General features: G+C 74.1%; 21 protein-coding genes. 8 read left to right on the top strand and 13 right to left on the bottom strand.

Annotation, left to right across the window (positions count from 1 at the left end; all coding sequences use genetic code 11):
- Position 1 precedes the first annotated feature (1 nt).
- Positions 2–1,252 (top strand): cysteine--1-D-myo-inosityl 2-amino-2-deoxy-alpha-D-glucopyranoside ligase, encoded by a 1,251-nt coding sequence (gene mshC / locus Nocox_RS26370; protein ID WP_020547555.1) that lies wholly within the window; start codon positions 2–4, stop codon positions 1,250–1,252.
- Here the strand turns inward: mshC and Nocox_RS26365 are convergent.
- From Nocox_RS26365 to Nocox_RS26325, 9 genes are read right to left on the bottom strand one after another with little or no spacing between them, the layout of a single operon-like run.
- Complete coding sequence (locus Nocox_RS26365; protein WP_020547556.1) at positions 1,249–2,208, bottom strand: UDP-glucuronic acid decarboxylase family protein; 960 nt, start codon at positions 2,206–2,208, stop codon at positions 1,249–1,251. The genes mshC and Nocox_RS26365 overlap by 4 nt on opposite strands.
- The gene (locus tag Nocox_RS26360; protein WP_020547557.1) at positions 2,205–3,092 is read right to left on the bottom strand and encodes a glycosyltransferase family 9 protein; all 888 of its coding nucleotides are present in this window, start codon (positions 3,090–3,092) and stop codon (positions 2,205–2,207) included. Before Nocox_RS26360 ends, Nocox_RS26365 begins: the two co-directional genes overlap by 4 nt.
- On the bottom strand, positions 3,083–3,757 hold the full coding sequence (locus Nocox_RS26355; protein ID WP_020547558.1) for an SDR family oxidoreductase: 675 nt from the start codon (positions 3,755–3,757) through the stop codon (positions 3,083–3,085). Before Nocox_RS26355 ends, Nocox_RS26360 begins: the two co-directional genes overlap by 10 nt.
- On the bottom strand, positions 3,754–5,085 hold the full coding sequence (locus Nocox_RS26350; protein WP_020547559.1) for a PfkB family carbohydrate kinase: 1,332 nt from the start codon (positions 5,083–5,085) through the stop codon (positions 3,754–3,756). The genes Nocox_RS26355 and Nocox_RS26350 overlap by 4 nt, the downstream gene beginning before the upstream one ends.
- The gene (locus Nocox_RS26345) at positions 5,086–5,634 is read right to left on the bottom strand and encodes a D-sedoheptulose-7-phosphate isomerase (protein WP_020547560.1); all 549 of its coding nucleotides are present in this window, start codon (positions 5,632–5,634) and stop codon (positions 5,086–5,088) included. It abuts the gene before it with no gap.
- A gap of 3 nt (positions 5,635–5,637) precedes the next feature.
- Positions 5,638–6,825 carry a glycosyltransferase gene (locus Nocox_RS26340; protein WP_020547561.1) on the bottom strand — a complete coding sequence of 396 codons (1,188 nt, stop codon included), beginning with the start codon at positions 6,823–6,825 and terminating at the stop codon, positions 5,638–5,640.
- Positions 6,822–7,892, bottom strand: coding sequence for a glycosyltransferase family 9 protein (locus tag Nocox_RS26335; RefSeq protein ID WP_020547562.1), 1,071 nt, complete (start codon positions 7,890–7,892; stop codon positions 6,822–6,824). The genes Nocox_RS26340 and Nocox_RS26335 overlap by 4 nt, the downstream gene beginning before the upstream one ends.
- Positions 7,889–8,947, bottom strand: coding sequence for a glycosyltransferase family 2 protein (locus Nocox_RS26330; protein ID WP_020547563.1), 1,059 nt, complete (start codon positions 8,945–8,947; stop codon positions 7,889–7,891). Before Nocox_RS26330 ends, Nocox_RS26335 begins: the two co-directional genes overlap by 4 nt.
- A complete protein-coding gene (locus Nocox_RS26325; protein WP_020547564.1) occupies positions 8,944–10,575 on the bottom strand; it encodes a carbamoyltransferase family protein in 1,632 nt (543 codons plus the stop codon). The genes Nocox_RS26330 and Nocox_RS26325 overlap by 4 nt, the downstream gene beginning before the upstream one ends.
- A 194-nt stretch (positions 10,576–10,769) precedes the next feature.
- Here Nocox_RS26325 and Nocox_RS26320 point away from each other — a divergent pair, with 194 nt between their 5' ends.
- Genes Nocox_RS26320 through Nocox_RS26310 form a run of 3 tightly spaced genes read left to right on the top strand, consistent with a single transcriptional unit; the run spans position 10,770 to position 12,592 of the window.
- Entirely contained in the window at positions 10,770–11,360 is a 591-nt protein-coding gene (locus Nocox_RS26320) for a D-glycero-alpha-D-manno-heptose-1,7-bisphosphate 7-phosphatase (RefSeq protein ID WP_157383499.1), read from the top strand.
- The gene (locus Nocox_RS26315) at positions 11,357–12,277 is read left to right on the top strand and encodes a glycosyltransferase (protein ID WP_026215237.1); all 921 of its coding nucleotides are present in this window, start codon (positions 11,357–11,359) and stop codon (positions 12,275–12,277) included. The genes Nocox_RS26320 and Nocox_RS26315 overlap by 4 nt, the downstream gene beginning before the upstream one ends.
- Before the next feature lie 30 nt (positions 12,278–12,307).
- On the top strand, positions 12,308–12,592 hold the full coding sequence (locus tag Nocox_RS26310) for a WhiB family transcriptional regulator (protein ID WP_020547567.1): 285 nt from the start codon (positions 12,308–12,310) through the stop codon (positions 12,590–12,592).
- Here the strand turns inward: Nocox_RS26310 and def are convergent.
- On the bottom strand, positions 12,528–13,013 hold the full coding sequence (def, locus tag Nocox_RS26305) for a peptide deformylase (RefSeq protein WP_020547568.1): 486 nt from the start codon (positions 13,011–13,013) through the stop codon (positions 12,528–12,530). The genes Nocox_RS26310 and def overlap by 65 nt on opposite strands.
- 229 nt (positions 13,014–13,242) lie before the next feature.
- Here def and Nocox_RS26300 point away from each other — a divergent pair, with 229 nt between their 5' ends.
- Together Nocox_RS26300 and Nocox_RS26295 are read left to right on the top strand one after the other, a co-directional pair.
- Complete coding sequence (locus Nocox_RS26300; RefSeq protein ID WP_020547569.1) at positions 13,243–14,421, top strand: uroporphyrinogen-III synthase; 1,179 nt, start codon at positions 13,243–13,245, stop codon at positions 14,419–14,421.
- Complete coding sequence (locus tag Nocox_RS26295) at positions 14,418–15,227, top strand: sirohydrochlorin chelatase (RefSeq protein ID WP_020547570.1); 810 nt, start codon at positions 14,418–14,420, stop codon at positions 15,225–15,227. The genes Nocox_RS26300 and Nocox_RS26295 overlap by 4 nt, the downstream gene beginning before the upstream one ends.
- On the opposite strand, the gene Nocox_RS26290 is transcribed toward Nocox_RS26295, so the two are convergent.
- Positions 15,113–15,682 (bottom strand): TetR/AcrR family transcriptional regulator C-terminal domain-containing protein, encoded by a 570-nt coding sequence (locus tag Nocox_RS26290; RefSeq protein WP_026215238.1) that lies wholly within the window; start codon positions 15,680–15,682, stop codon positions 15,113–15,115. The genes Nocox_RS26295 and Nocox_RS26290 overlap by 115 nt on opposite strands.
- Before the next feature lie 300 nt (positions 15,683–15,982).
- Between Nocox_RS26290 and Nocox_RS26285 the strand changes: the two genes are divergently transcribed.
- Positions 15,983–16,777 carry a hypothetical protein gene (locus tag Nocox_RS26285; RefSeq protein WP_157383500.1) on the top strand — a complete coding sequence of 265 codons (795 nt, stop codon included), beginning with the start codon at positions 15,983–15,985 and terminating at the stop codon, positions 16,775–16,777.
- 37 nt (positions 16,778–16,814) lie between these two features.
- On the opposite strand, the gene Nocox_RS26280 is transcribed toward Nocox_RS26285, so the two are convergent.
- Entirely contained in the window at positions 16,815–17,669 is an 855-nt protein-coding gene (locus Nocox_RS26280) for a PAC2 family protein (protein WP_020547573.1), read from the bottom strand.
- Positions 17,670–17,870: 201 nt separating this feature from the next.
- Positions 17,871–18,329, bottom strand: coding sequence for a universal stress protein (locus Nocox_RS26275; RefSeq protein ID WP_020547574.1), 459 nt, complete (start codon positions 18,327–18,329; stop codon positions 17,871–17,873).
- 140 nt (positions 18,330–18,469) lie between these two features.
- Here Nocox_RS26275 and metH point away from each other — a divergent pair, with 140 nt between their 5' ends.
- Positions 18,470–21,934, top strand: a complete 3,465-nt coding sequence (gene metH / locus Nocox_RS26270) for a methionine synthase (RefSeq protein ID WP_026215239.1) — start codon at positions 18,470–18,472, stop codon at positions 21,932–21,934.

Here is a 21,934-nt window from a genome sequence, read left to right as displayed (position 1 = left end):
CATGAGATCGTGGTCTGCCCAGAACATCCCCAAGCTCCCTGGTGAGAGCATTCCGCTGCGTCTCTACGACACGTCCGCCAAGCAGGTCCGGCAGACCGACCCCGGCCCGACCGCCAGGATGTACGTCTGCGGCATCACCCCCTACGACGCCACCCACCTCGGCCACGCCAACACCTACCACGCCTTCGACCTGGTCGGCCGGATGTGGCGGGACGCCGGCCACGAGGTCCACTACACCCAGAACGCCACCGACGTCGACGACCCGCTGCTGGAGCGGGCCGCCCAGACCGGCGTCGACTGGCGGGAGCTGGCCGAGCGGGAGATCGAGCTGTTCCGCGGCGACATGGAGGCCCTGCGCATCCTGCCGCCCCGCGAGTACGTCGGCGTCACCGAGGTCGTCGACCGGGTGGCCGACTCGATCGCCAGACTGGCCGACAAGGGCGTCACCTACGACCTCGACGGCGACGTCTACTTCAGCGTCGCCGACGCCCCCAAGTTCGGCCAGGTCTCCGGCTACGGCGAGGACGAGATGACCGCGCTGTTCGCCGAGCGCGGCGGCGACCCCGACCGGCCCGGCAAGCGGCACCCGCTCGACTGGCTGCTGTGGCGGGCCGAGCGGCCGGGCGAGCCGGCCTGGGAGTCCCGGCTGGGCAGGGGACGGCCGGGCTGGCACATCGAGTGCACCGCGATCGCGCTGGACAACCTGGGCCCCGGCTACGACGTCGCCGGCGGCGGCTCCGACCTGATCTTTCCGCACCACGAGTGCGGCGCCTCCGAGGGCCACGCGCTGACGGGGGAGTGGCCGTTCGCCAAGTTCTACTCCCACGCGGGCATGGTCGCGCTGGACGGCGAGAAGATGTCGAAGTCCCGGGGCAACCTGGTCTTCGTCCGGCGGCTGCGCGCCGAGCACGACCCGATGGCGGTCCGCCTGGTGCTGCTGGCCCACCACTACCGCGCCGACTGGGAGTACGTGCCGGAGCTGATGGCCGAGGCCGAGCGGAGGCTCGCCACCTGGCGCTCGGCCGTCGCCCGCGACTCGGGGCCGCCCGCCGGGGACCTGCTGACCCGGGTGCGCGAGCGCCTGGCCGACGACCTCGACACGCCCGGCGCGCTGGCCGCGATCGACGCCTGGGCGGCGGACGCGCTCGCGCCCGGCGGGGCGGACCCGGCCGCACCCGCCTTGGTCAACGACCTGGCCGACGCCCTGCTCGGCGTCGCACTCCGGCCCCCCTCCGGCGCCCCCGCCCGCTAGAGGGCCCGTTCCAGCGGTTCCTGGGTGCCGAGTTCGGCGCGGAACCACTCGATGGTGCGGCGCAGTCCCTCCTCGGCCGGCACCCGCGCCCGCCAGCCCAGCCGTTCGGCGGCGAGCGTGGTGTCGGGCCGGCGCACCTTCGGGTCGTCGGCCGGCCGGTCGATGAAGACGATCTCCGACGACGACCCGGTGAGATCCCGGACCAGGGTGGCCAGCTCCAGCATGGTCACCTCGTCCGGGTTGCCGATGTTGACCGGCCCGGCGAAGTCGCTGCGCGCCATCGCCATGATCCCGGAGACGGTGTCCTCGACGTAGCAGATCGAGCGGGTCTGCGAGCCGTCGCCGGTGATCGTGATCGGCTCGCCGGTCAGCGCCTGCCGGATGAACGTCGGGATGGCCCGGCCGTCGAACGGGCGCATCCGCGGGCCGTAGGTGTTGAAGATGCGCACGATCCCCGTGTCGGTGCCGCGCGAGTGCCGGTAGGCCGTGGTCAGCGACTCGGCGAAGCGCTTGGCCTCGTCGTACACGCTGCGCGGCCCGACCGGGTTCACGTTGCCCCAGTACGTCTCCTTCTGCGGGTGCTCCAGCGGGTCGCCGTACACCTCGCTGGTGGAGGCGAGGACGAACCGGGCGCCCTTCTCCCTGGCCAGCCCGAGCGCGTGCAGGGTGCCGACGCTGCCCACCCGCAGCGTCTCGATGGGATAGCGCAGGTAGTCGGCGGGCGAGGCGGCCGAGGCGAAGTGCAGCACCAGGTCCAGCCGGTCCGGCACGTGCACGAACCCCGTCAGGTCGCTCTCGACGAGCCGGAACTCGGGCCGCTCCATCAGGTGCTCGACGTTGCGCGGCCCGCCGGTGAGGAAGCTGTCCATGCAGACGACCTCCGCCCCCTCCTCCAGCAGCCGTTCGCACAGGTACGACCCGAGGAAGCCGGCGCCTCCCGTGACCAGAGCCCTCATGACGTGACCTCCAGGGCAGCTTCGACGACTTCGGAAACCTCGATCTTGAGCAGGCCGGGATGCGGCCGCTCGCCGTGCGGGTCGCCGTTCTCGCCGGCCCACAGGGCCACGTGCCGCCACCCGGGCGGCGGCCCCCACAGCGCCGGCGAGACCGGCCCGAACAGCACCACCGACGGCACGCAGAACGCGGTCGCCAGGTGCGCCACGCCGGTGTCGCCGCACACGACGAGCCGCGCCCGGCCGACCAGGTCGATCAGGTCGGCCAGCCCGGTGCGCCCGGCGAGCACCCGCTCCGGCGGCAGACCGGCCAGCTCGCCGACCTTGCGGGCGATCGGCACCTCCTGCTCGTTGCCGGTCACCACCACGTCCTCCAGCGCCGCCGCGACCTGCGCGAAGCGCTCGGGCGGCCACCGACGCGCGGGGAACGACGCGCCCGGGTGCACGACGGCCGGGCCGCTGCGGTCGGAGATCCCCAGCGTCAGGTCGGTGGGGTCGGCCGGGATGCCGTGCCACTCCAGCAGCTCGCACCAGCGGCGCACCTCGTGCACGCCGTCGCGCCAGCGCGGGCCGGTGCCGTAGCTGATCAGCCGGCCCGGCTGCGTGCCCCGCAGCGCCTCGATGCTCTGCGGCCCCTTGCCGTGCAGGTTGACGGCGATGTCGGGCCGCTCGTACGGCAGCTCGTCCATCGGCACGGGCCCCGGTCCCGCGACGTCCACCTGGCCGTCCACCGCGCCGGTCAGCGGCAGCAGCGCCTCCAGCGCCCGCGGCGCGGCCAGCGTGATGCGGTGGCCGGGGAACGCCTGGCGCAGGGCCCGCAGCGCGGGCACGGCCGTGAGCAGGTCGCCCAGGCCGAGCCCGCGCAGAGCCAGGAGCTCTAGGGCCATGACGTCTCCGTCGACGGGCAGACCACGAGCTCTCTCACCTCGCATCCGGCGGGCTGCCGCAGCGCGAACACGACCGTCTGGGCGACGTCGGCGGGGTCGTTGAGCCCGGCCTCGGGCCCCGGTTTGTACTGGTCGGGCCGGCCGTCGAAGAAGCTCGTGCGCATGCCGCCGGGGATGAGCAGGGTGACCCCCACCTCGCCGCGCAGCTCGACGGCCAGCGCCCGGGTGAGGCCGACGACGCCGAACTTCGAGGCCGAGTACGCCGAGGCGTCGCTGAGCGGCCGCAGCCCCAGCGTCGAGGCGCAGGTGACGATCCTGCCGCGGGTGTGCTTCAGGTACGGCAGCGCCGCCCGGATGACCGACGCCGTGCCCAGCAGGTTGACCTTGACGACCCGCTCCCAGTCGTCGGCGGGCACGTCCTCCATCCGGCCGCAGGCGTCGATGCCGGCGGCGGTGACGACGCCGTCGAGGCCGCCGGCCCGTTCGGCCAGCTCCCGGACCGCCCGCTCGGCCTCGCCCCGGTCGGACAGGTCGGCCGTGACGTGCTCGAAGCGCTGGTCCGGCGGGCGTACGTCCACGACGAGCGCCCGCCAGCCCTCCTTCTCCACGGCCTCGGCGGTCGCCAGGCCCAGTCCGGAGGCTCCCCCGGTAATCAAGATCTTCACTGGATCTCCCTGATCAGGTTGGTGGTGGAACGCCCCGGCAGGGTGCTCAGCACGACGATCTCCGCGCCGAGCCTGCCGAGGACCTCGGACTCGGGCAGGAACTCCCCCTCGTAGTCCCCGCCCTTGACCCACACGTCGGGGCGCAGCAGCGAGATCGCGCGGTCCGGGGTGTTCTCCTCGAACACCAGCACCGCGTCCACGCAGCTCAGCGCCCTCAGCACCTCGACCCGGTCGCGCACGTCCACGACGGGCCGCTGCGGGCCCTTCAGGCGGCGTACCGAGTCGTCGGAGTTGACGCAGACGACGAGCGCGTCGCCGAGCGCCCTGGCCCGCCGCAGCAGGCTCACGTGGCCCGCGTGCAGCAGGTCGAAGCAGCCGCCGGTGGCGATGAGGCGGCCCCCGTTGGCGCGGGTGAACTCGGCCACCTCCAGCGCCGTGCGCGGCCGGTCGCCGAGCTGCTGCTCGGCGACCTTGACGTTGGCGGCGCCGCCGCGTTCGACGAAGCGCGAGGCCTCGCCGACGCCGATGGTCACCGCGTCCCTGACGTCGAGACCGTCGCGCAGGGCCAGCGCGGCGGCGCCGGCGAAGCGGTCGCCCGCGCCGCAGGCGTCCCGGCCGCCGGCCTGCACGGGCGGCGGCACGTGCGCGGACGGGCCGCCCTCCACGGCGAGCGCGGCCCCGTGCGAGCCCGTCGTCACGGCCACGGCCCGCGCCCGCAGCCTGCGGACGAGCTGCCTGGCCGCCTGCTCGGGCCCCGCCCACCCGATGGGGCACAGCGCCCGCGCCTCCGCCTCGCTCGGCGTCAGCAGCGAGCAGCCCGGCATCGGCTGCTCGCCGCGCGGATGCGGGTCCCACACCACGGGCACGTCCGTGCCGTGCAGCAGCTCGCGCGCCATCCTGGCCATGCCTCTGCCGTAGTCGGACACCAGCACCGCGCCGGCCCGCCGGACGGCCTCGATCGCCGCGTCGGTCGGCGCGTAGCGGGCCAGGCCGTCGCCGGTGTCCAGCCGGACCAGGGTCTGCCCGCGCGAGCGGACCCTGGTCTTGCGCACCGTGCCGCCGTCCAGCGGCAGCCGGAGCAGCTCCACCTCCTCCGACAGCAGCCCGCACAGGCGGTGCCCGTCGGGGTCCTCGCCGATGGCCGTGACCAGCACGACCTCGGCCCCGTCGCGGGCGGCCAGCAGCGCGGCCAGCCCGGCCCCGCCCGGCCGCGCCTGCTCGGCGGCGACGTCCACCACCGGCACCGGCGCGTCCGGGCAGAGCCGGCCGGAGTCACCCTCCACGTCGACGTCCAGCAGCGTGTCGCCGATCACCACGAGCGGCCCCATCTACAGCGCCTCCTCTAGCGCGTCGCACAGCAGGTGGATCATGGCCAGGTGCACCTCCTGCACGGTGGCGGTCTCCTCGGAGGGAACGGCCACCGCGCCGTCGCACAGCTCGGTCAGCGGATTGGGACCCGGGCCCGTCATGGCCCAGGCCAGCACCTCGCCCTCGCGGGCGGCGCGCGCGGCGGCCAGCACGTTGGGGCTGGAACCGCTGGTGGACAGGCACAGCAGCACGTCGCCCGGGCGGCCGTGCGCGCGCACCTGGCGGGCGTAGACCTCCTCGGCCCCGAAGTCGTTGGCGATCGCCGTCATCGACGAGGTGTCGGCGTGCAGCGCGATCGCCGCGTACGGCCGCCGGTCGTCGCGGAAGCGGCCGACCAGCTCGGCCGACAGGTGCTGCGCCTCGGCGGCCGAGCCGCCGTTGCCGCAGACCAGCAGCCGGCCGCCGGAGCCGAGCGCGCCGGCCAGCGACACCCCCCAGGCGCGTACGACGGCGGCCTGGTCGTCGACCTTCTCCAGCGTGTTCCAGAGCTTCTTGAGATGGACGTCCATCCGCTACCCCCCCATCGCCTCAAGGCCGCACAGCCTGCCGCCGATGACCTGCGCGTAGACGGCCTCGGTGCGCTCGGCGACGCGCGGCCAGCCGTAGCGCTCGCGGGCGCGCCTGGCCCCGGCGGCGCCCACGCGGGCCCGCTCGTGCTCGTCGCCGAGCAGGTCCAGCAGCGCCCTGGCCAGCGCCCGGGGCCGGCGCGGCGGCACCAGCACGCCGCAGCCGGCCACGGTGTCGAGGTGCCCGCCGACGGCCGAGGCCACGACGGGGACGCCGCAGGCCATGGCCTCGACCGTGACCATGCCGAACGGCTCGTACCAGGGGACGGTGACCAGGACGTCGGCCGCGCGCATCAGCGCGGGCACGTGGGCGCGCGGCACGCTGCCGATCACGTGCACGCGCTCCTCCAGCCCGTAGGCCGCGGCCAGGTCGCGCAGCCGGGCGGCCTCCTCGTCGCCGGGGCCGCCGCCGGCGATCACCAGCTCGGCCCCGGGGACCTGGCGCAGCGCCGCGATCACGGTGTCCACGCCCTTGCGCGGCACCATCCGGCCGATGCTGAGGATCATCGGGCCGGCGGTGCGCGGCGCCTTCGGCCCGTCGGGCCGGAAGTGCTCCAGGTCCACGCCGCAGGGCACCACCGCGATGCGCTGCTCGGGGATGCCCATCGCGCACAGCTCGCCCACCTCGTCGCCGCACGTGGCGAGCACGGCGTCGGCGCGTTTGCCGATCTCGCGCTCGGTGTCGATCCGGTGCGCGGGGCTGGTGTCGGCCTCGCCCTGCCAGCGCCGCTTGACCGTGCCGAGGGCGTGGAACGTCTGCACCACGGGGAAGCCGTCGGCGGCCTGGAGCGCGGCCTGCCCGCTCATCCAGAAGTGCGCGTGCGCGACGTCGGGCGGGTCGATCGCCCAGCGTTCGGCGAGGAAGTCGGTGAACTCGGGCATGTACGGCGGCAGCTCGTCCTTCGGGAGGGGAGCCGCGGGCCCGGCGGGGACGTACTGGACGACGACGCCGGGCGCCAGGCGCACCGAGCGGGGCTGGGACGGCGACGAGCGCCGCGTGTGGACGACGACCCGGTGGCCGCGTCCGGCCAGCGCGAGGGCGAGGGCGGCCACGTACACGTTCTGGCCGCCCGAGTCCACGCCGCCGACGGCGGCCAGCGGGTCCGCGTGCTCGGAGATGAGATCGACCTTCACTGCGTCAGCTCCCTCACTGCCTTGACCACCTGCTCACTCGTCACCTGGGACAGGCATGGGTGTCCGGGGACCGGGCAGGTGCGCGCCCTGCTGTCCCTGCAGGGCGCCTGCTGGTCGCCGAGCAGCACGGTCGCGACCCCGTACGGGGCCCACCGGGCGGCCGGGACGACGGGAGCGAACAGGCTCACGACCGGCGTGCCGACCGCCGCGGCGAGATGCGCGGGACCGGTGTTGCCGGCCACGAGCACGCTCGCCCGCTCGATCACGGCGGCCAGTTCGGCCAGAGTGGTCGCGCCGCCGAGGTCGGCGGCGTCGTCGCCGGCGACATAGGCGGTGAGGTCTCGTTCCGTGCCGGTCACCGCGACCCGGTGCCCGTCCTCCACCAGCTCCCGCACGGCCTGCCGGTGCCGTTCGGCGGGCCAGTTGCGCGCGGGGGCCGACGTCCCTGGATGCACCACGACATAAGCGCCTTTGTCGGCCTCGGCGCCGACACCGAAGAAGTGCCCGGTAATCGCGGTGATATCCGGCAAGGGGTGCTGAACAGCGAGTTTGCCGTCGTCGCCCGGTGGCGGCGTGAACCCCGCCGCCCGCGCCACGGCCAGCATCCGCTCGGCCTCGGGCACGTCCACGCTCTCGTCCCACCGGTGGCGGACGTCGAGCAGCGAGCCCGGGTAGTCGTTGCTGATCGCGGTGATCCGCCCCACCCCGGCCAGCCGCAGCAGCAGCGCGAGCGGCAGCGCGGACTGGTGGAACGAGGTGAGGATCACCGCCTCGTCGAGGCCGCGCAGGCGGGCGACGAGCCCGTCCACCTGCTCCTGGCCGACCGGCGGGGGAGTGTGGTCGATCCACGGCGCCCGCCACGTGAGCACGCGGTCCACGCCGGGCAGCAGCTCGGCGGCGGCCCGGCCGTTCGGTCCCGCGAGGAAGACGACCTCGGCGGCGTGCGCCGCCACCGCCCGCACGGCGGGACCGGCCAGCAGCACGTCGCCGGCGTCGTCCAGCCGGGCGACGAGCACGCGCCCCCTGCCGCCGGGCCCGCCGGCGGCTCGCGGCGTCCTGTCGCTCATCGGCGCACCTTCCATTCCCCCCGCATCCGGTGCGCGCACGCGACCGGCGGGATCACCACGCTGGTGACGGTCATCCGCCACAGCTCGTCGGGGGTACGGGGACCTGGCGCGATCCTGCGCCAGGCGAACTCGGCGGTCAGCGCCGCCCAGGCGGCCCCGGCCGTCACGGCCAGGGCGGGGACCAGCCGCGCCCGGACCCCGGGGACGAGCGGCCCCCTGACCCGGACGGCCAGCGCACCCAGCGCCAGCGCGGCCAGCCCGGCCGCCGTCGTCGCCGCGTGCGTCCGCAGCCGGCCGCGCCCGCCGCCGATCAGCTCGCGCCAGCCCGGCCCGTGCAGGCGCCGCATGAGGGCGTCGTCGGCGTTGCCGCGCTGGAAGCGCACGCTGGCCCAGAAGCCGTCCTGGCGGACCGGGTGCCGGGTGACGCGGGCGCCGCGCACCAGCCGGTGCCCGGCCCGCGTCACCCGCAGCGCCAGGTCGGCGTCCTCCCGGTAGGCGCGGGGGAAGCGCTCGTCGAAGCCGCCTGCCTCCTCCAGCGCGGCGCGCCGGTAGGCCATGTCGGCGGTCACCCACGACGCGCCGGTGAGCCCGGCGGTGTGCCGCTCGCCGTCGGTGGGGGGCCGGTCCCGCGGCAGCGGGACGACGATCCGGCCCTGGCTGCCCGCGACGTCGCCGGGCAGGCCGGCCAGATCCGCGCGGAGCGCCTCCGCCCAGCCGGGCTCGGGGATCACGTCGTCGTCGAGGAAGACGATCCAGGGGGTGTCCGCCGCACGCCATCCGGCGTTGCGGGCGGCTGCGGGACCTCTTCCGCCACTGCGCACCAGGCGCACGTGGGCAGGCGGATGTTTCAGAACGGTGGGCATGCCGAACTCCCTTGAGTGGCTGCCACCGCCATCACCGACTGTACCCGACGCGACGCGGTCGGTAACAACGCTTTCCGCGACGGCGGAACCGGGGCGATCGTCCACCACGACGACCGGCACGCCGGAGCCGATCGCGGCGATCGTCTCGCGCAGCGTCGGCCGCCCGACGGTGGGGATCACGACGGTGATCACGGACCGAACACCTCCTGGCGCCGCACCACGTACGGGCCCAGGACCAGCACCTCCACCGGCGCGGACCCGAAGCACTCCAGGGCGTCGCGCGGATCGTCCACCATGGGCCGGCCCGCGGTGTTCAGGCTCGTGTTGACGACCACCGGCAGCCCGGTGCGCCGCTCGAACTCGGTGAGCATCCGCGCCACCAGCGGCTCGGCGTCCGGCGAGACCGTCTGGACGCGGGCGGTGCCGTCCACGTGCACGACCGCCGGGATGCGGGCGGCCCAGTCCGGGCGCACGTCGTGCACGAACAGCATGTACGGCGACGGCACCGGCCCCCGCCCGAAGACCTCGCGGGCCCGCGACTCCAGCACCATCGGCGCGACCGGCCTGAACTGCTCGCGCCCCTTGACGTCGTTGAGCCGCTCGGTGTTGGCCGCGTGCCCCGGGTGCGCCAGCAGCGACCGGTGGCCGAGCGCCCGCGGGCCGTACTCCGCCCGGCCCTGGAACCAGGCCACGATCCTGTCGGCCGCCAGCTCGGCCGCGACCTCGGCGGCCAGGTCGGCGGGCCGCGTGTACGGCACCCGCGCCACGTCCAGCCAGGCCCCCAGCTCCTCGTCGGTGAAGCCGCGGCCCAGCGCCGCCGTGCCCATGGGCGCGGCCGGCTCGCCGTACGCCTGCGCGAGGTGCAGCGCGCCGCCGAGCGCGGTGCCGGAGTCCCCGGCCGCGGGCTGCACCCACACCTCCGCGAACGGCCCCTCCCGCAGCAGCCGGGTGTTGGCCACGCAGTTGAGCGCGACGCCCCCCGCCAGGGCGAGGCGCCGCTCGCCGGTGCGCTCGTGGAGCCAGCGCGCCAGCTCCATGAGCACCTCCTCCAGCCGCGCCTGCACGCTGGCGGCGAGGTCGGCGTGGTCGGAGGTCCACGGGGCGCCCTTGGGCAGCGCCTTGGCGTAGACGTCCCAGTCGACCGGCTCCACGCGGAACCCGCCGTCGCCGGTCGTGCGGATCACCTCGCGCAGCGCGTCCAGGTGGCGGGGCCGGCCGTAGGAGGCCATCGCCATGACCTTGTACTCGTCGCTGGAGCGCAGGAAGCCCAGGTGCTCGGTGACGTCCTCGTACATGAGGCCGAGCGAGTGCGGCAGCTCCTGCGCGGCCAGCACCTCCAGCCCGCCGTCGCGGTAGCGGCCCGCGAGGTGCGAGACGTTCTCGCCGCGGCCGTCGCACACCAGCACCGCGCAGTCGCGCCAGGGCGAGGCGAGGCCCGCGGAGGCGGCGTGCGCCACGTGGTGCGGCACGTACGTCACCCGCGCAGGGTCCAGCCCCGGCAGCGCCGTGGCGAGGAACAGCGGGGCGCGCACCGCGTACGTCGTGCGCAGGTCCTCCCAGTCGCCCTCCGGCCGCCGCACCACGAGCGACGGGTCGTAGGAGTAGGCGACGGCGTCCACGTCCTCGGGGGCGAGGCCCGCCTCGCGCAGGCACCACGCGGCGGCCTGCTCGGGGAGCTCCCAGGCGGAGAACGCCAGCGGCCGCTTGCCGTGCTTGCGGCGGCTGAAGCGCTCCTCCTCCGCCGCGGCGACGATCCGCCCGTCGGCCACGAGCGCCGCCGCCGGGTCGTGGAAGATCGCGTTGATGCCGAGAAACCTCATGCTGCCTCCCCGATGGGATGTCGAGAACCGCTACCGAGAGAAGCGGTTGTCAAACCTCGCGTAACCTTCTCAAGTGCGGAAATGTCCTCAGAACCCCCTCTCTCGCCTGCCGATCGTCACGCTCCGTGGTTGTTTGCGGGGGTGCCTCCCGGGTAGCTGGGCGGCACGCGACGGAGGCGAGAGGTGGGTGAGAGGTGTTCGAACGACGACGTCCCGGCGCCGTGCTCTTCGACCGGGACGGGACCTTGATCAGGGACGTGCCCTACAACGGCGACCCGCGCAGGGTCGAGCCCATGCCGGGAGCCGCCGAGGCGCTCTGCCGGCTCCGCCGCGCCGACGTGCCCGTGGCCGTGGTCACCAACCAGTCCGGCGTCGCCAAGGGCCTGCTCACGCCCGACGAGATGGACCAGGTGAACGCCAGGGTGGAGGAGCTGCTCGGGCCGTTCGACGCCTGGGCGATCTGCGTCCACGACGACGGCGACGGCTGCACCTGCCGCAAACCCGCCCCCGGCCTCGTGATCAGGGCGGCCGCCGTCCTCGACGTCAGCCCCCGCGACTGCGTGGTCGTGGGCGACATCGGCCGGGACATGGAGGCGGCGCGCGCCGCCGGCGCCCGCGGCATCCTCGTGCCCACCGCCGTCACCCTGCCCGAGGAGATCGACCAGGCGCCCGAGGTCGCCGAGGACCTGACCGACGTGGTGGACCGCGTCCTCAGCGACGCCGAGGGGCCCGTGCCGGCCGTCGCCGCGCCGTGGGCGCGCGCGATGGGCTGGAGCCGCTGGTGAGGATCCTGCTCTGGCACGTGCACGGCTCCTGGACCGACGCCTTCGTCCGCGGCGCGCACGAGTACGTGCTGCCGCTCGTCCCCGGCCGGGGACCCGACGGGCGCGGCCGGGCCGGCACCTACGACTGGCCCGCCGCCGCCCGCGAGGTGCCCTGGGACCGCCTGCGCGACGAGCGCGTGGACGTCGTCGTCTGCCAGCGCCCGCACGAGCCCGCCCTGGCGAGGGAGTGGCTCGGCCGCGACGTGCCCGCCGTGTACGTCGAGCACAACACCCCGGCCGGCGACGTGCCCCGCACCCGCCACCCGCTGGCCGGCCAGGACGCCGTCACGCTCGTCCACGTCACCCACTTCAACGAGCTCTACTGGGACAACGGCCGCGCGCCCACCCGCGTCATCGAGCACGGCGTCCCCGACCCCGGCCACCTCTGCACGGGTGAGCTGCCCAGGGCCGGGGTCGTGGTCAACGAGCCGGTGCGGCGCGCCCGCGTCGCCGGCACCGACCTGCTGCCGCGCTTCCACGAGCGGGTCCCGCTGGACGTGTTCGGCATGAAGGTCGACGGGCTGCCGTACGGCACCTACGAGGACCTGCCGCGGTACGTCATGCACGCCGAGCTCGCCCGGCGCCGGGTCTACCTGCACCCGTACCGGTGGACCTCGCTCGGCCTGGCCCTCATCGAGGCCATGCACCTCGGCATGCCGATCGTGGCGCTGGCCGCCACCGAGGCGATCGAGGCCGTGCCGCCCGAGGCCGGGGTGCTCTCCACCAAGGTGCACGTGCTCGCCGACGCGCTGCACGACTTCGCCACGGATCCGGAGCGCGCCGCCCAGGCCGGAAAGGCCGCCCGCGCCGCCGCTCTGGCGCGCTACGGGCTCGACCGCTTCCTCGCCGACTGGGATCGCCTGCTCAGCGAGGTATGACCGTCTTCCGCCCGGGTAGGCGCCAGAAGCATGATGATGCTCGACTGGACACGCAGGGCCGCCTGCCTCGACCTGGACCCGGAGCTGTTCTTCCCGATCACCATGGAAGGGCCGGGCCGGTCACAGGTCGAGCAGGCGAAGACCGTCTGCCGCGGCTGCCCGGTGCGGGAGCCGTGCCTGGCGTACGCGCTCAGCACCCGCCAGGCGTACGGCGTCTGGGGCGGGACCGATCCCGACCAGCGCCGTGAGCTCAGCCCGACGGCAGCGCGGCGGCCAGAAACCGTTCCCGCTCAGCCGCTTCGAGGTGATCGCTGAACAGCACGCCGTCGAGATGGTCGGCCTCGTGCTGCAGCACCCTGGCCAGGACGCCGAGCGCCCGGAGCGTCACCGGCTTGCCGAACATGTCCCGGCCACGCGCGGTGACCATGTAGGAACGTTCCAGTGGCCACCACACGCCGGGCGCGGACAGGCACGCCTCGTCGGCGACCACCCGCCGCTCCGACAGTTCGAGCCGCGGGTTGACCAGATGGCCCGCGCGGCCGTCGTAGTCGTACACCAGCACCCGCACCGGCTCGCCGACCTGCGGCGCGGCCAGCCCGGCGCGGCCGGCGCCGGCCCGCATCGTCGCGGTCAGCGCCTTCACCAGCCGGCGCAGCTCGCGGTCGAAGTCACGCACCGGCTCGGCCGGCTCGCGCAGCGCCGGATCGTCGAACGTGCGAATGGGCAGGACCGTCACCCGTGGCTCCCCGGTAGGCGGCGTCGTCACGCTGAGAGCTTCCCATGATCGTCACGTGCCAATCGCCCGGGTCCCCGCTTGTAGCACAGCGGTAACAGAAGAGACCCCGGGGCGAAACCCCCTGAAAGCAGTATCGAAGGGTGATCTCACTTGCGTCACACGCGCCTGTGATGCCTGGCCGGGCGCTCGGGGCCCGGCCAGGCTCCCACGAGTACCTGGAGGTGACGGCATGACCGCACTCGCCGTCGGCAACGGCACTTCCCCGGAGACGGCGCCGGACGCCCTGGCGGGCTTCACCGTCGGCGTGACCGCGACCAGGAGGCGCGAGGAGTTCGGCGCGCTGCTGGAGCGCCGCGGCGCGCGCGTGGTCAGCGCCCCCGCCATCCGGCTGGTGCCGCTGGCCGAGGACGCCGACCTGCTCGCCGCCACCCGGCGGGCCCTCGGCGCGCCGCTCGACGACGTCGTCGTCACCACCGGCGTGGGCTTCCGCGGCTGGATGGCCGCCGCCGAGGGCTGGGGCCTGTCCGCCGACCTCGGAGCGCTCCTCACCCGGTCCCGCCTGCTCACCCGCGGCCCCAAGGCCAGGGGGGCGGTGCGCGCCGCCGGGCTCAACGACCACTGGACGCCCGCCACCGAGTCCTGCCAGGAGGTCAAGGAGTACCTCCTCGCCCAGGACCTGCGCGGCCGGCGCATCGCGGTCCAGCAGCACGGCGAGCCGCTCAGCGAGTTCGTGGCCGAGCTGCGCGCCGCCGGCGCCGAGGTGATCGAGATCCCGGTCTACCGGTGGCTGCCGTACCGGGACATCTCGCCGCTGCGCCGCCTCATCACCCAGACCGTCTCCGGCGCGGTGGACGCCGTCGCCTTCACCAGCGCCCCCGCCGTCAACGCCATGCTGAACGCGGCTCGCGCCGAGGGCCTGGAGGACGCGCTGCTCGCCGCCTTCGGCGGGCCGGTCGTGGCCGCCTGCGTCGGCCCCGTCACCGCCGACCCGCTCACCTCGCGCGGCGTGGCCACCCTGCAGCCGGACCGCTCGCGGCTCGGCGCGCTCGCCAGGGCCCTCGCCCGCCACCTGCCCGAGCACGGCGTCACCCGGCTCGCCGCCGGGGGGCACCAGCTCGAGATCCGCGGCCACGCCGTCGTCGTGGACGGCGAGCTGCGCCCGCTGCCGCCCGCCCCGATGGCGGTGCTCAAGCGCCTGGCCGACAAGCCGGGGCACGTCGTCTCCCGCGCCGACCTGCGTACGGTGCTGCCGGGCAGCCTCGCCCGCGAGTCCGCCGAGCACGCCGTCGAGATGGCCATCACCCGGCTGCGCCGCGCGCTCGGGCCGGGCGGCATCGTCGAGACCGTGGTCAAGCGCGGCTACCGGCTGGCCTGCCAGTACGACGGCCCGTACGAGGGGGGGATGTGACGCCCGCGCCGGCCCTCGTCCTGGCCGCGCACGGCACGCGCAGCCCCGCCGGTGAGGCGGCCCTCGCGGCCCTGGCCGAGACGGTCAGGAGGGCGCGGCCCGGGCGGCGGGTCGAGCTGAGCCACCTGGAGATCAGCTCGCCCCTGCTGGCCGACGTGCTCCCCGCGGTCCGCGGGCCGGTGGTGGTGGTCCCGCTGCTGCTGGCCGGCGGTTACCACGTCCACATCGACCTGCCCGAGATCGTCGCCGCGTGCCGGCCCGACGCGGTGGTGGCCGGCGCGCTCGGGCCGCACCGGCTGCTGACCGGCGTGCTCGCCCGCCGGCTCGGCCGGGCGGGGCTGCGCGCCACGGACGCGGTCGTCCTCGGCGCGGCCGGCTCCTCCGACCCCGCCGGGCTCGCCGACGTACGGGCCGCCGCCCGCATGCTGGCCGTGCGGCTGGCCAGGCCGGTCACCGCGGCCTTCGCCTCGGCGGGCTCGCCGTCCCTGGAGGAGGCCATGGAACGGCTCGCCGCGACGCCGGCCGCGCGCGTGGCGATCGCCTCCTACGTGCTGGCTCCCGGGTTCTTCCACGACCGGCTGGCCGCCGCGTCCGCAGGGCCGGTGAGCGATCCCCTCGGGGCCGACCCGGACGTGGCCGCGCTCGTCTGGCACCGCCACGACGAGGCCGTCCGCGCCGCCCGGAGCGTCCCTCAGACGGCGGCCGGTGCGGAGGGCGCGGGTTCCAGCCGCAGTTCGCGCACCACCTCCCGGGCGCTGGCCTCGCGCGACGGGCAGGTGTCGGCGCCGACGAACATCTCGACGTAGGCCCGGTGGAAGCAGCCCGCGATCAGCAGGCGGGCGCTCGCCTCCGGGTCGGCGTCGGCCCGTACCCGGCCGAGGCGCTGCTCGGCCGCCAGGTACGCGGCCAGCGGCGCCGCCTCGGTCCACGGGCCGAGCCCCGTCTCGCGCACGGCCTGGCGGAAGCGCACGGTGACGTTCGGCGAGGTGAACGCGGGCAACGCCGCGCTCTGTACGTCGATGTAATATTGAATGCCTGCTTGTGCTATCGCTTGAAGATTGTCCTCTACGCTCCCTTTCCCGATCCGATGCGCGAGATCGTGGAGCATGCTGAGCCAGGACGGGAGCCGGTCCTGGAGCAGGGCGAGGAAGTGGTCGACGGAGCCGCCGCCGCGGTCCTCCCGGAGCGAGACGGCCATCTCCAGGACGCGCCGCCTGGCGTCCTGGCTCCGCTGGTAAGGGTCAACATGGGATGTCGCCATGGCGTGCCTAACGTGCGCGGTCAGAGGAGTAGGCATCGCGGCGCGAAGCCGGTGAGTCGCGATTTGTTGGTATGCGTGGGATGGGTGGCTCGGATCCCAACTTAGTGCAAAGTTCTACGGTCACCGATTATTACCTGAAACTTCGAAAAAGTGTCAGATTTAATCCCTGACGGTTAGCTGTCAGTGGCGCGTCCGGAGAGCCCCCAGGTGCCCAGGGGTGACAACGGTGCCCCTGAGAGCCCTCCGGACCCACGCGCCAAGCCTCATCCCCCAGCGGGAGGCCAGGGCAGGCTTCCCCGGATGGGTGCGGGCCCTGATCCGCGTCACGAACGGGGGAAACCCCCACGTCCCGGCCTGGCGACGACGGCCTCGGCGGTGGACTTCCTGGTCACGCTGATGCCCGTCACCGCCAGGGCCGCGGCCTGGCGCCGTCCCGTACGGCTCGACGGCGCGGCCGACCTGCCGGCCCTGGTCACGTGCGACATGGTGCTGCACCGGAGGGACGAGGCGTCCCGGACGGTTGGGGAGGCGGACGGGCTCTTCCAGACCCGGACCGACAAGCCGGTCACCCGGTTCTACCCGTACGTCTTCGACCTGTCGGGGTCGTCCGTCCCGCTCGCGGCGGTCGTGGCCGACCTGATCGGCCGCTGCCAGGCGAAGGCGCCCTGCGACGGCTGGGCCTGGGCGGTCCCGACGGCCGCCGAATGGCTCGCCCTGGCCGGATGCCAGGAGGGGACGGACCATCCTTGGGGAGCGGAGCCGATAGGCCCGCACCACGCCAACCTGCGGACGGGAGGCCCGGCCAGGCTGGAGCCCGTCGGGATCCGGCCCGCGGGCCGGTCCGTCACCGACACCTGGGACTGCCTGGGCAACGTGCACGAGCTGGTGGCCTGGGACGACGACGGCTACCGCCTGGCGGGTGGCTGCATGCGCAACGCGCCGAGCCAGGTGGACGCCCGCCGCTTCCGCCCGCTGCTGGACAGGAAGCCCCGGCGGAGGAACGTCGGCCTCCGGCTCATCAGGTACAGGGTGAAGGACGCGGAGCGCCGGACGGCCGTGCTGCGCGCCTACCGCTCGAGCCGTCCCTCCGTCTGAGGCCCGGCAGGGCAGGCCGCCGGAGCGGGCCGGGCGCTCAGGTGTCGGTGTCGCGGTCGCGGCGGCGCAGGTAGCGCTCGAACTCGGCCGCGATGGCGTCGCCGCTGGCCTCGGGCAGCTCGGCGGCGTCCTTGCGCTCCTCGAGCTCCTTGACGTAGTCGGCCACCTCGGAGTCCTGCGAGGCCAGCTCGTCGACGCCGCGCTCCCAGGCCCGCGCCTCCTCGTCGAGGTCGCCGAGCGGCATCGGGATCTCCAGGACGTCCTCCAGCCGGCGCAGCAGCGCCAGCGTGGCCTTCGGGTTGGGCGGCTGGGCGACGTAGTGGGGGACCGACGCCCACAGCGAGATGGCGTCGAGCCCGGCCTTGCCGAAGGCGTGCTGCAGCACCCCGACGATGCCCGTCGGCCCTTCGTAGCGGCTCAGCTCCAGGTTGGTCGAGCGGGCCAGCCCCTCGTCGGTCGCGCCGCCCAGGATGGGGACGGGCCGGGTGTGCGGCGAGTCGTTGAGCAGCGCGCCCAGCATGACGGCCAGCTCCACGCCGAGCTCGCGGCAGATCTCGATGATGTCGGCGCAGAACGAGCGCCAGCGCATGTTGGGCTCGATGCCGCGCAGCAGCACCACGTCGCGCTCGACGCCCGGCGGGCGGGCGCGCAGCAGCCGGGTGGTCGGCCACACGATCGACTGGGTGAGCCCCTCGCTCATCTCGACCACGGGCCGCGTCACCTGGAAGTCGTAGTAGTCGTCGGGGTCGAGGGCGATGAGCGGCTCGGCCTTCCACGCCGACTCGAGGTGCGCGATGACGCCGCTGGAGGCCTCACCCGCGTCGTTCCACCCCTCGAACGCGGCAATGAGCACCGGGTCGACGAGCTCGGGGAGCCCTTCGAGCTCTATCACGGGTCGCCTCCTCTCTCCATTGTCCCGCTTAGCCTATGCGCTGAGGAGGCTCCGGCGTCACTGATCTCCTCGCGAACCCCTTGCCCCGCACGGCCTCCCGTCACTCCCGTCCGTACGGAACCCGCCGCCGGTCCAGGGCCGCGTCGCCCCGCCCGTACCGCACAGGTGTTCGCGCTCAGCGCACAACCGGGGCGGGCGCGGTCAGCGCCCGCCGTCCGTGGTGTGCGCGACCAGCACGTCACACGCCGCCCGGTGCAGCACCCCTGAGGGCACGGAGCCGAGCAGCCGCCCGGCGAGGCTGTTGAGCCCGCGGTTGCCCACCACCACGAGGTCGGCGCGGTGCCGCGCGGCCAGGGCGATCAGCACGTCCACGGCGTCGCCCTCCTCGGCGGCCAGCACCACGTCGGAGGCCCCCGCCGCCACGGCGTGCTCGCGCGCCGCCCGCAGCGCGTCGTCCGCGGGGGTGGAGCCGCTCACCTTGTACGCCAGCTCGCCCAGCCGGTCGGCGGCGACCGCCCGCTCGCTCTCCCGCATCGGCAGGTACGCGCAGGCCAGGACGAGGGTCGCGCCGGACGCCGCGGCCAGGGACGCCGCCGAGGTCACGGCGCGGAAGGAGGAGGCGGAGCCGTCGGTGCCGACGAGCACGGTGCGGTAGGCCATGGGAGCCCCAATTGGACGCGATGTTCAATTGACAACCGGCAGACTAGCGCCCGTTCGCCCGGATCATCACGGAACACCCAGAATGATCTTCTGTCCTGGCTCCGAGCAGCGGCCGGAGAGCACCCGATAAGCTCTACTGCATGAGCATCTCCCCGTCCTTCCGTGAAGTGCTTGACCAGCGCGTGATCGTCGCCGACGGCGCCATGGGCACGATGCTCCAGGCCCAGGACCCGACGCTCGACGACTTCCACGGCCACGAGGGCTGCAACGAGGTGCTCAACGTCTCGCGCCCCGACATCGTGCGAGGCGTCCACGACGCCTACTTCGCCGTCGGCGTCGACTGCGTCGAGACCAACACCTTCGGCGCCAACCTCGCCGCGCTCGGCGAATACGACATCGCCGACCGCGTCTTCGAATACTCCGAGGCCGGCGCCCGCATCGCCCGCGAGGCGGCCGACCACTGGTCCACGCCCGAGCAGCCGCGCTTCGTCCTCGGCTCGATGGGCCCCGGCACCAAGCTGCCCACGCTCGGCCACCTGCCCTACGCGAGCCTCCGCGACGCCTACCGCGACAACGCCGCCGGCCTCATCGCGGGCGGCGCCGACGCCCTCATCGTCGAGACCTGCCAGGACCTCCTCCAGGTCAAGGCCGCCGTCATCGGCGCCAAGCGGGCCGCCGAGGACTCCGGCCGCGACATCCCGATCATCGCCCAGGTCACCATCGAGACCAACGGCGCGATGCTGCTGGGCAGCGAGATCGGCGCGGCGCTGACCGCCATCGAGCCGCTCGGCGTCGACGTCATCGGGCTCAACTGCGCCACCGGCCCCGCCGAGATGAGCGAGCACCTGCGCCACCTCGCCCGCCACTCCCGGCTCCGGCTGAGCTGCATGCCCAACGCGGGCCTGCCGGTGCTCACCTCCGACGGCGCCTACTACCCGCTCAGCCCCGGCGAGCTGGCCGACGCCCACGGCGCCTTCACCCGCGACTACGGGCTGTCCCTGGTCGGCGGCTGCTGCGGCACCACCCCCGAGCACCTGCGCCAGGTCGTCGAGCGGGTGCGCGGCAAGGAGACCGCGCCGCGCCGCCCCCGCCCCGAGCCGGGCGTCTCCTCGCTCTACCAGAGCGTCCCGTTCCGCCAGGACACCTCCTTCCTCGCCATCGGCGAGCGCTGCAACACCAACGGCTCCAAGGCATTCCGCGAGGCGATGCTGGGCGGGCGCTGGGACGACTGCGTCGAGATGGCCCGCGAGCAGGCCCGCGGCGGCGCCCACATGCTCGACCTCTGCGTCGACTACGTCGGCCGCGACGGCGTCGCCGACATGAAGGAGCTGGCCTTCCGCTTCGCCACCGCCTCCACCCTGCCGATCATGCTCGACTCCACCGAGCCCGAGGTGCTGCGCGCGGGCCTGGAGATGCTGGGCGGCCGGGCGGCGGTCAACTCCGTCAACTACGAGGACGGCGCCGGCCCCGACTCCCGCTTCCAGAAGATCATGCGTCTGGTGCGCGAGCACGGCGCCGCCGTGGTCGCCCTCACCATCGACGAGGAGGGCCAGGCCCGCACCGCCGACTGGAAGGTGCGCGTCGCGAGCCGCCTGATCGAGGACCTGACCACCAACTGGGGCATGCAGGTCGAGGACATCATCGTCGACACCCTCACCTTCCCCATCGCCACCGGCCAGGAGGAGACCCGCCGCGACGGCCTGGAGACCATCGAGGCCATCCGCGAGCTCAAGCGCCGCTACCCGGGCGTGCAGACCACGCTCGGCGTCTCCAACATCAGCTTCGGCCTCAACCCGGCCGCCCGCATGGTGCTCAACTCGGTCTTCCTCAACGAGTGCGTCAACGCCGGGCTCGACTCCGCGATCGTGCACGCCTCGAAGATCCTGCCGATGGCGCGCATCCCCGACGAGCAGCGCCAGGTCGCCCTCGACATGGTCTACGACCGCCGCCGCGAGGGCTACGACCCGCTGCAGCGCTTCATGGACCTGTTCGAGGGCGTCGACGCCGCCGCGCTGCGCGCCGGCAAGGCCGAGGAGCTGGCCTCGCTGCCGCTGTGGGAGCGGCTCAAGCGGCGCATCGTGGACGGTGAGCGCAAGGGCCTGGAGGCCGACCTCGACACCGCGCTGGAGCAGCGCCCCGCGCTGGAGATCATCAACGAGGTGCTGCTCGACGGCATGAAGACCGTCGGCGTGCTGTTCGGCTCCGGGCAGATGCAGCTGCCGTTCGTGCTGCAGTCGGCCGAGGTCATGAAGGCCGCGGTCGCCCACCTCGAGCCCCACATGGAGCGCGTGGAGGGCGAGACCAAGGGCCGCATCGTGCTGGCCACCGTCAAGGGCGACGTCCACGACATCGGCAAGAACCTCGTCGACATCATCCTGTCCAACAACGGCTACCAGGTCGTCAACCTCGGCATCAAGCAGCCGGTCTCGGCCATCCTCGAGGCCGCCGACGAGCAGAAGGCCGACGTGATCGGCATGTCCGGGCTGCTGGTCAAGTCGACCGTGGTGATGAAGGAGAACCTGGAGGAGATGAACTCCAGGGGCCTGTCGGACCGATACCCGGTGCTGCTCGGCGGCGCCGCGCTCACCCGCGCCTACGTCGAGCAGGACCTCGCCGAGCTGTTCGAGGGCGAGGTGCGCTACGCCCGCGACGCCTTCGAGGGGCTGCGGCTCATGGACGCGTTCATGGCCGTCAAGCGTGGCGAGAAGGGCGCGACGCTGCCGCCGCTGCGCGAGCGGCGGGTCAAGACCGGCGCGGTGCTCCAGCGCACCCCGGTCGAGGAGCTGCCTGCCCGCTCCGACGTCGCCGCCGACAACCCGGTCCCGGTGGCCCCGTTCCTCGGCGACCGCGTCGTCAAGGGCGTCTCGCTGGCCGACTACGCGGCCTTCCTCGACGAGCGCGCGCTGTTCCTCGGCCAGTGGGGGCTCAAGCCCACCAGGGGCGGCGAAGGTCCCGGCTACGACGAGCTGGTCGAGACCGAGGGCCGGCCCCGGCTGCGCATGTGGCTCGACCGCATCCAGACCGAGGGCCTGCTGGAGGCGGCCGTCGTCTACGGGCACTTCCCGTGCGTCAGCGACGGCGACTCGCTCGTCATCCTCGACGACGCGGGCGGCGAGCGCACCCGCTTCACCTTCCCGCGCCAGCGCCGCGACCGCCACCTGTGCCTGTCCGACTTCTTCCGCCCGAAGGAGTCCGGCGAGGTCGACGTGGTCGGCTTCCAGGTCGTCACCATGGGCGCGAAGATCGCGCAGGCCACGGCCGAGCTGTTCGCCAAGGACGCCTACCGCGACTACCTCGAACTGCACGGCCTGTCGGTGCAGCTCACCGAGGCGCTGGCCGAATACTGGCACGCCCGGGTGCGCGCCGAGTGGGGCATCGGCGGAGACGAGACGCTCGACGACATGCTCAAGGTCAACATCCAGGGCTGCCGCTACTCCTTCGGCTACCCGGCGTGCCCCAACCTGGAGGACCAGGTGCAGCTCTTCCAGCTCCTCCAGCCCGAGCGCATCGGGGTGAGCCTGTCGGAGGAGTTCCAGCTCCACCCGGAGCAGGCCACGTCCGCGCTGGTGGCGCACCACCCCGAGGCCAAATACTTCAACGTCTGA

The sequence above is a fragment of the Nonomuraea coxensis DSM 45129 genome (assembly GCF_019397265.1).
Classification (GTDB): Bacteria; Actinomycetota; Actinomycetes; order Streptosporangiales; family Streptosporangiaceae; genus Nonomuraea; species Nonomuraea coxensis.
Note: the sequence above shows the minus strand (reverse complement) of the source record. Positions and strands in the feature narration are given on the sequence as shown.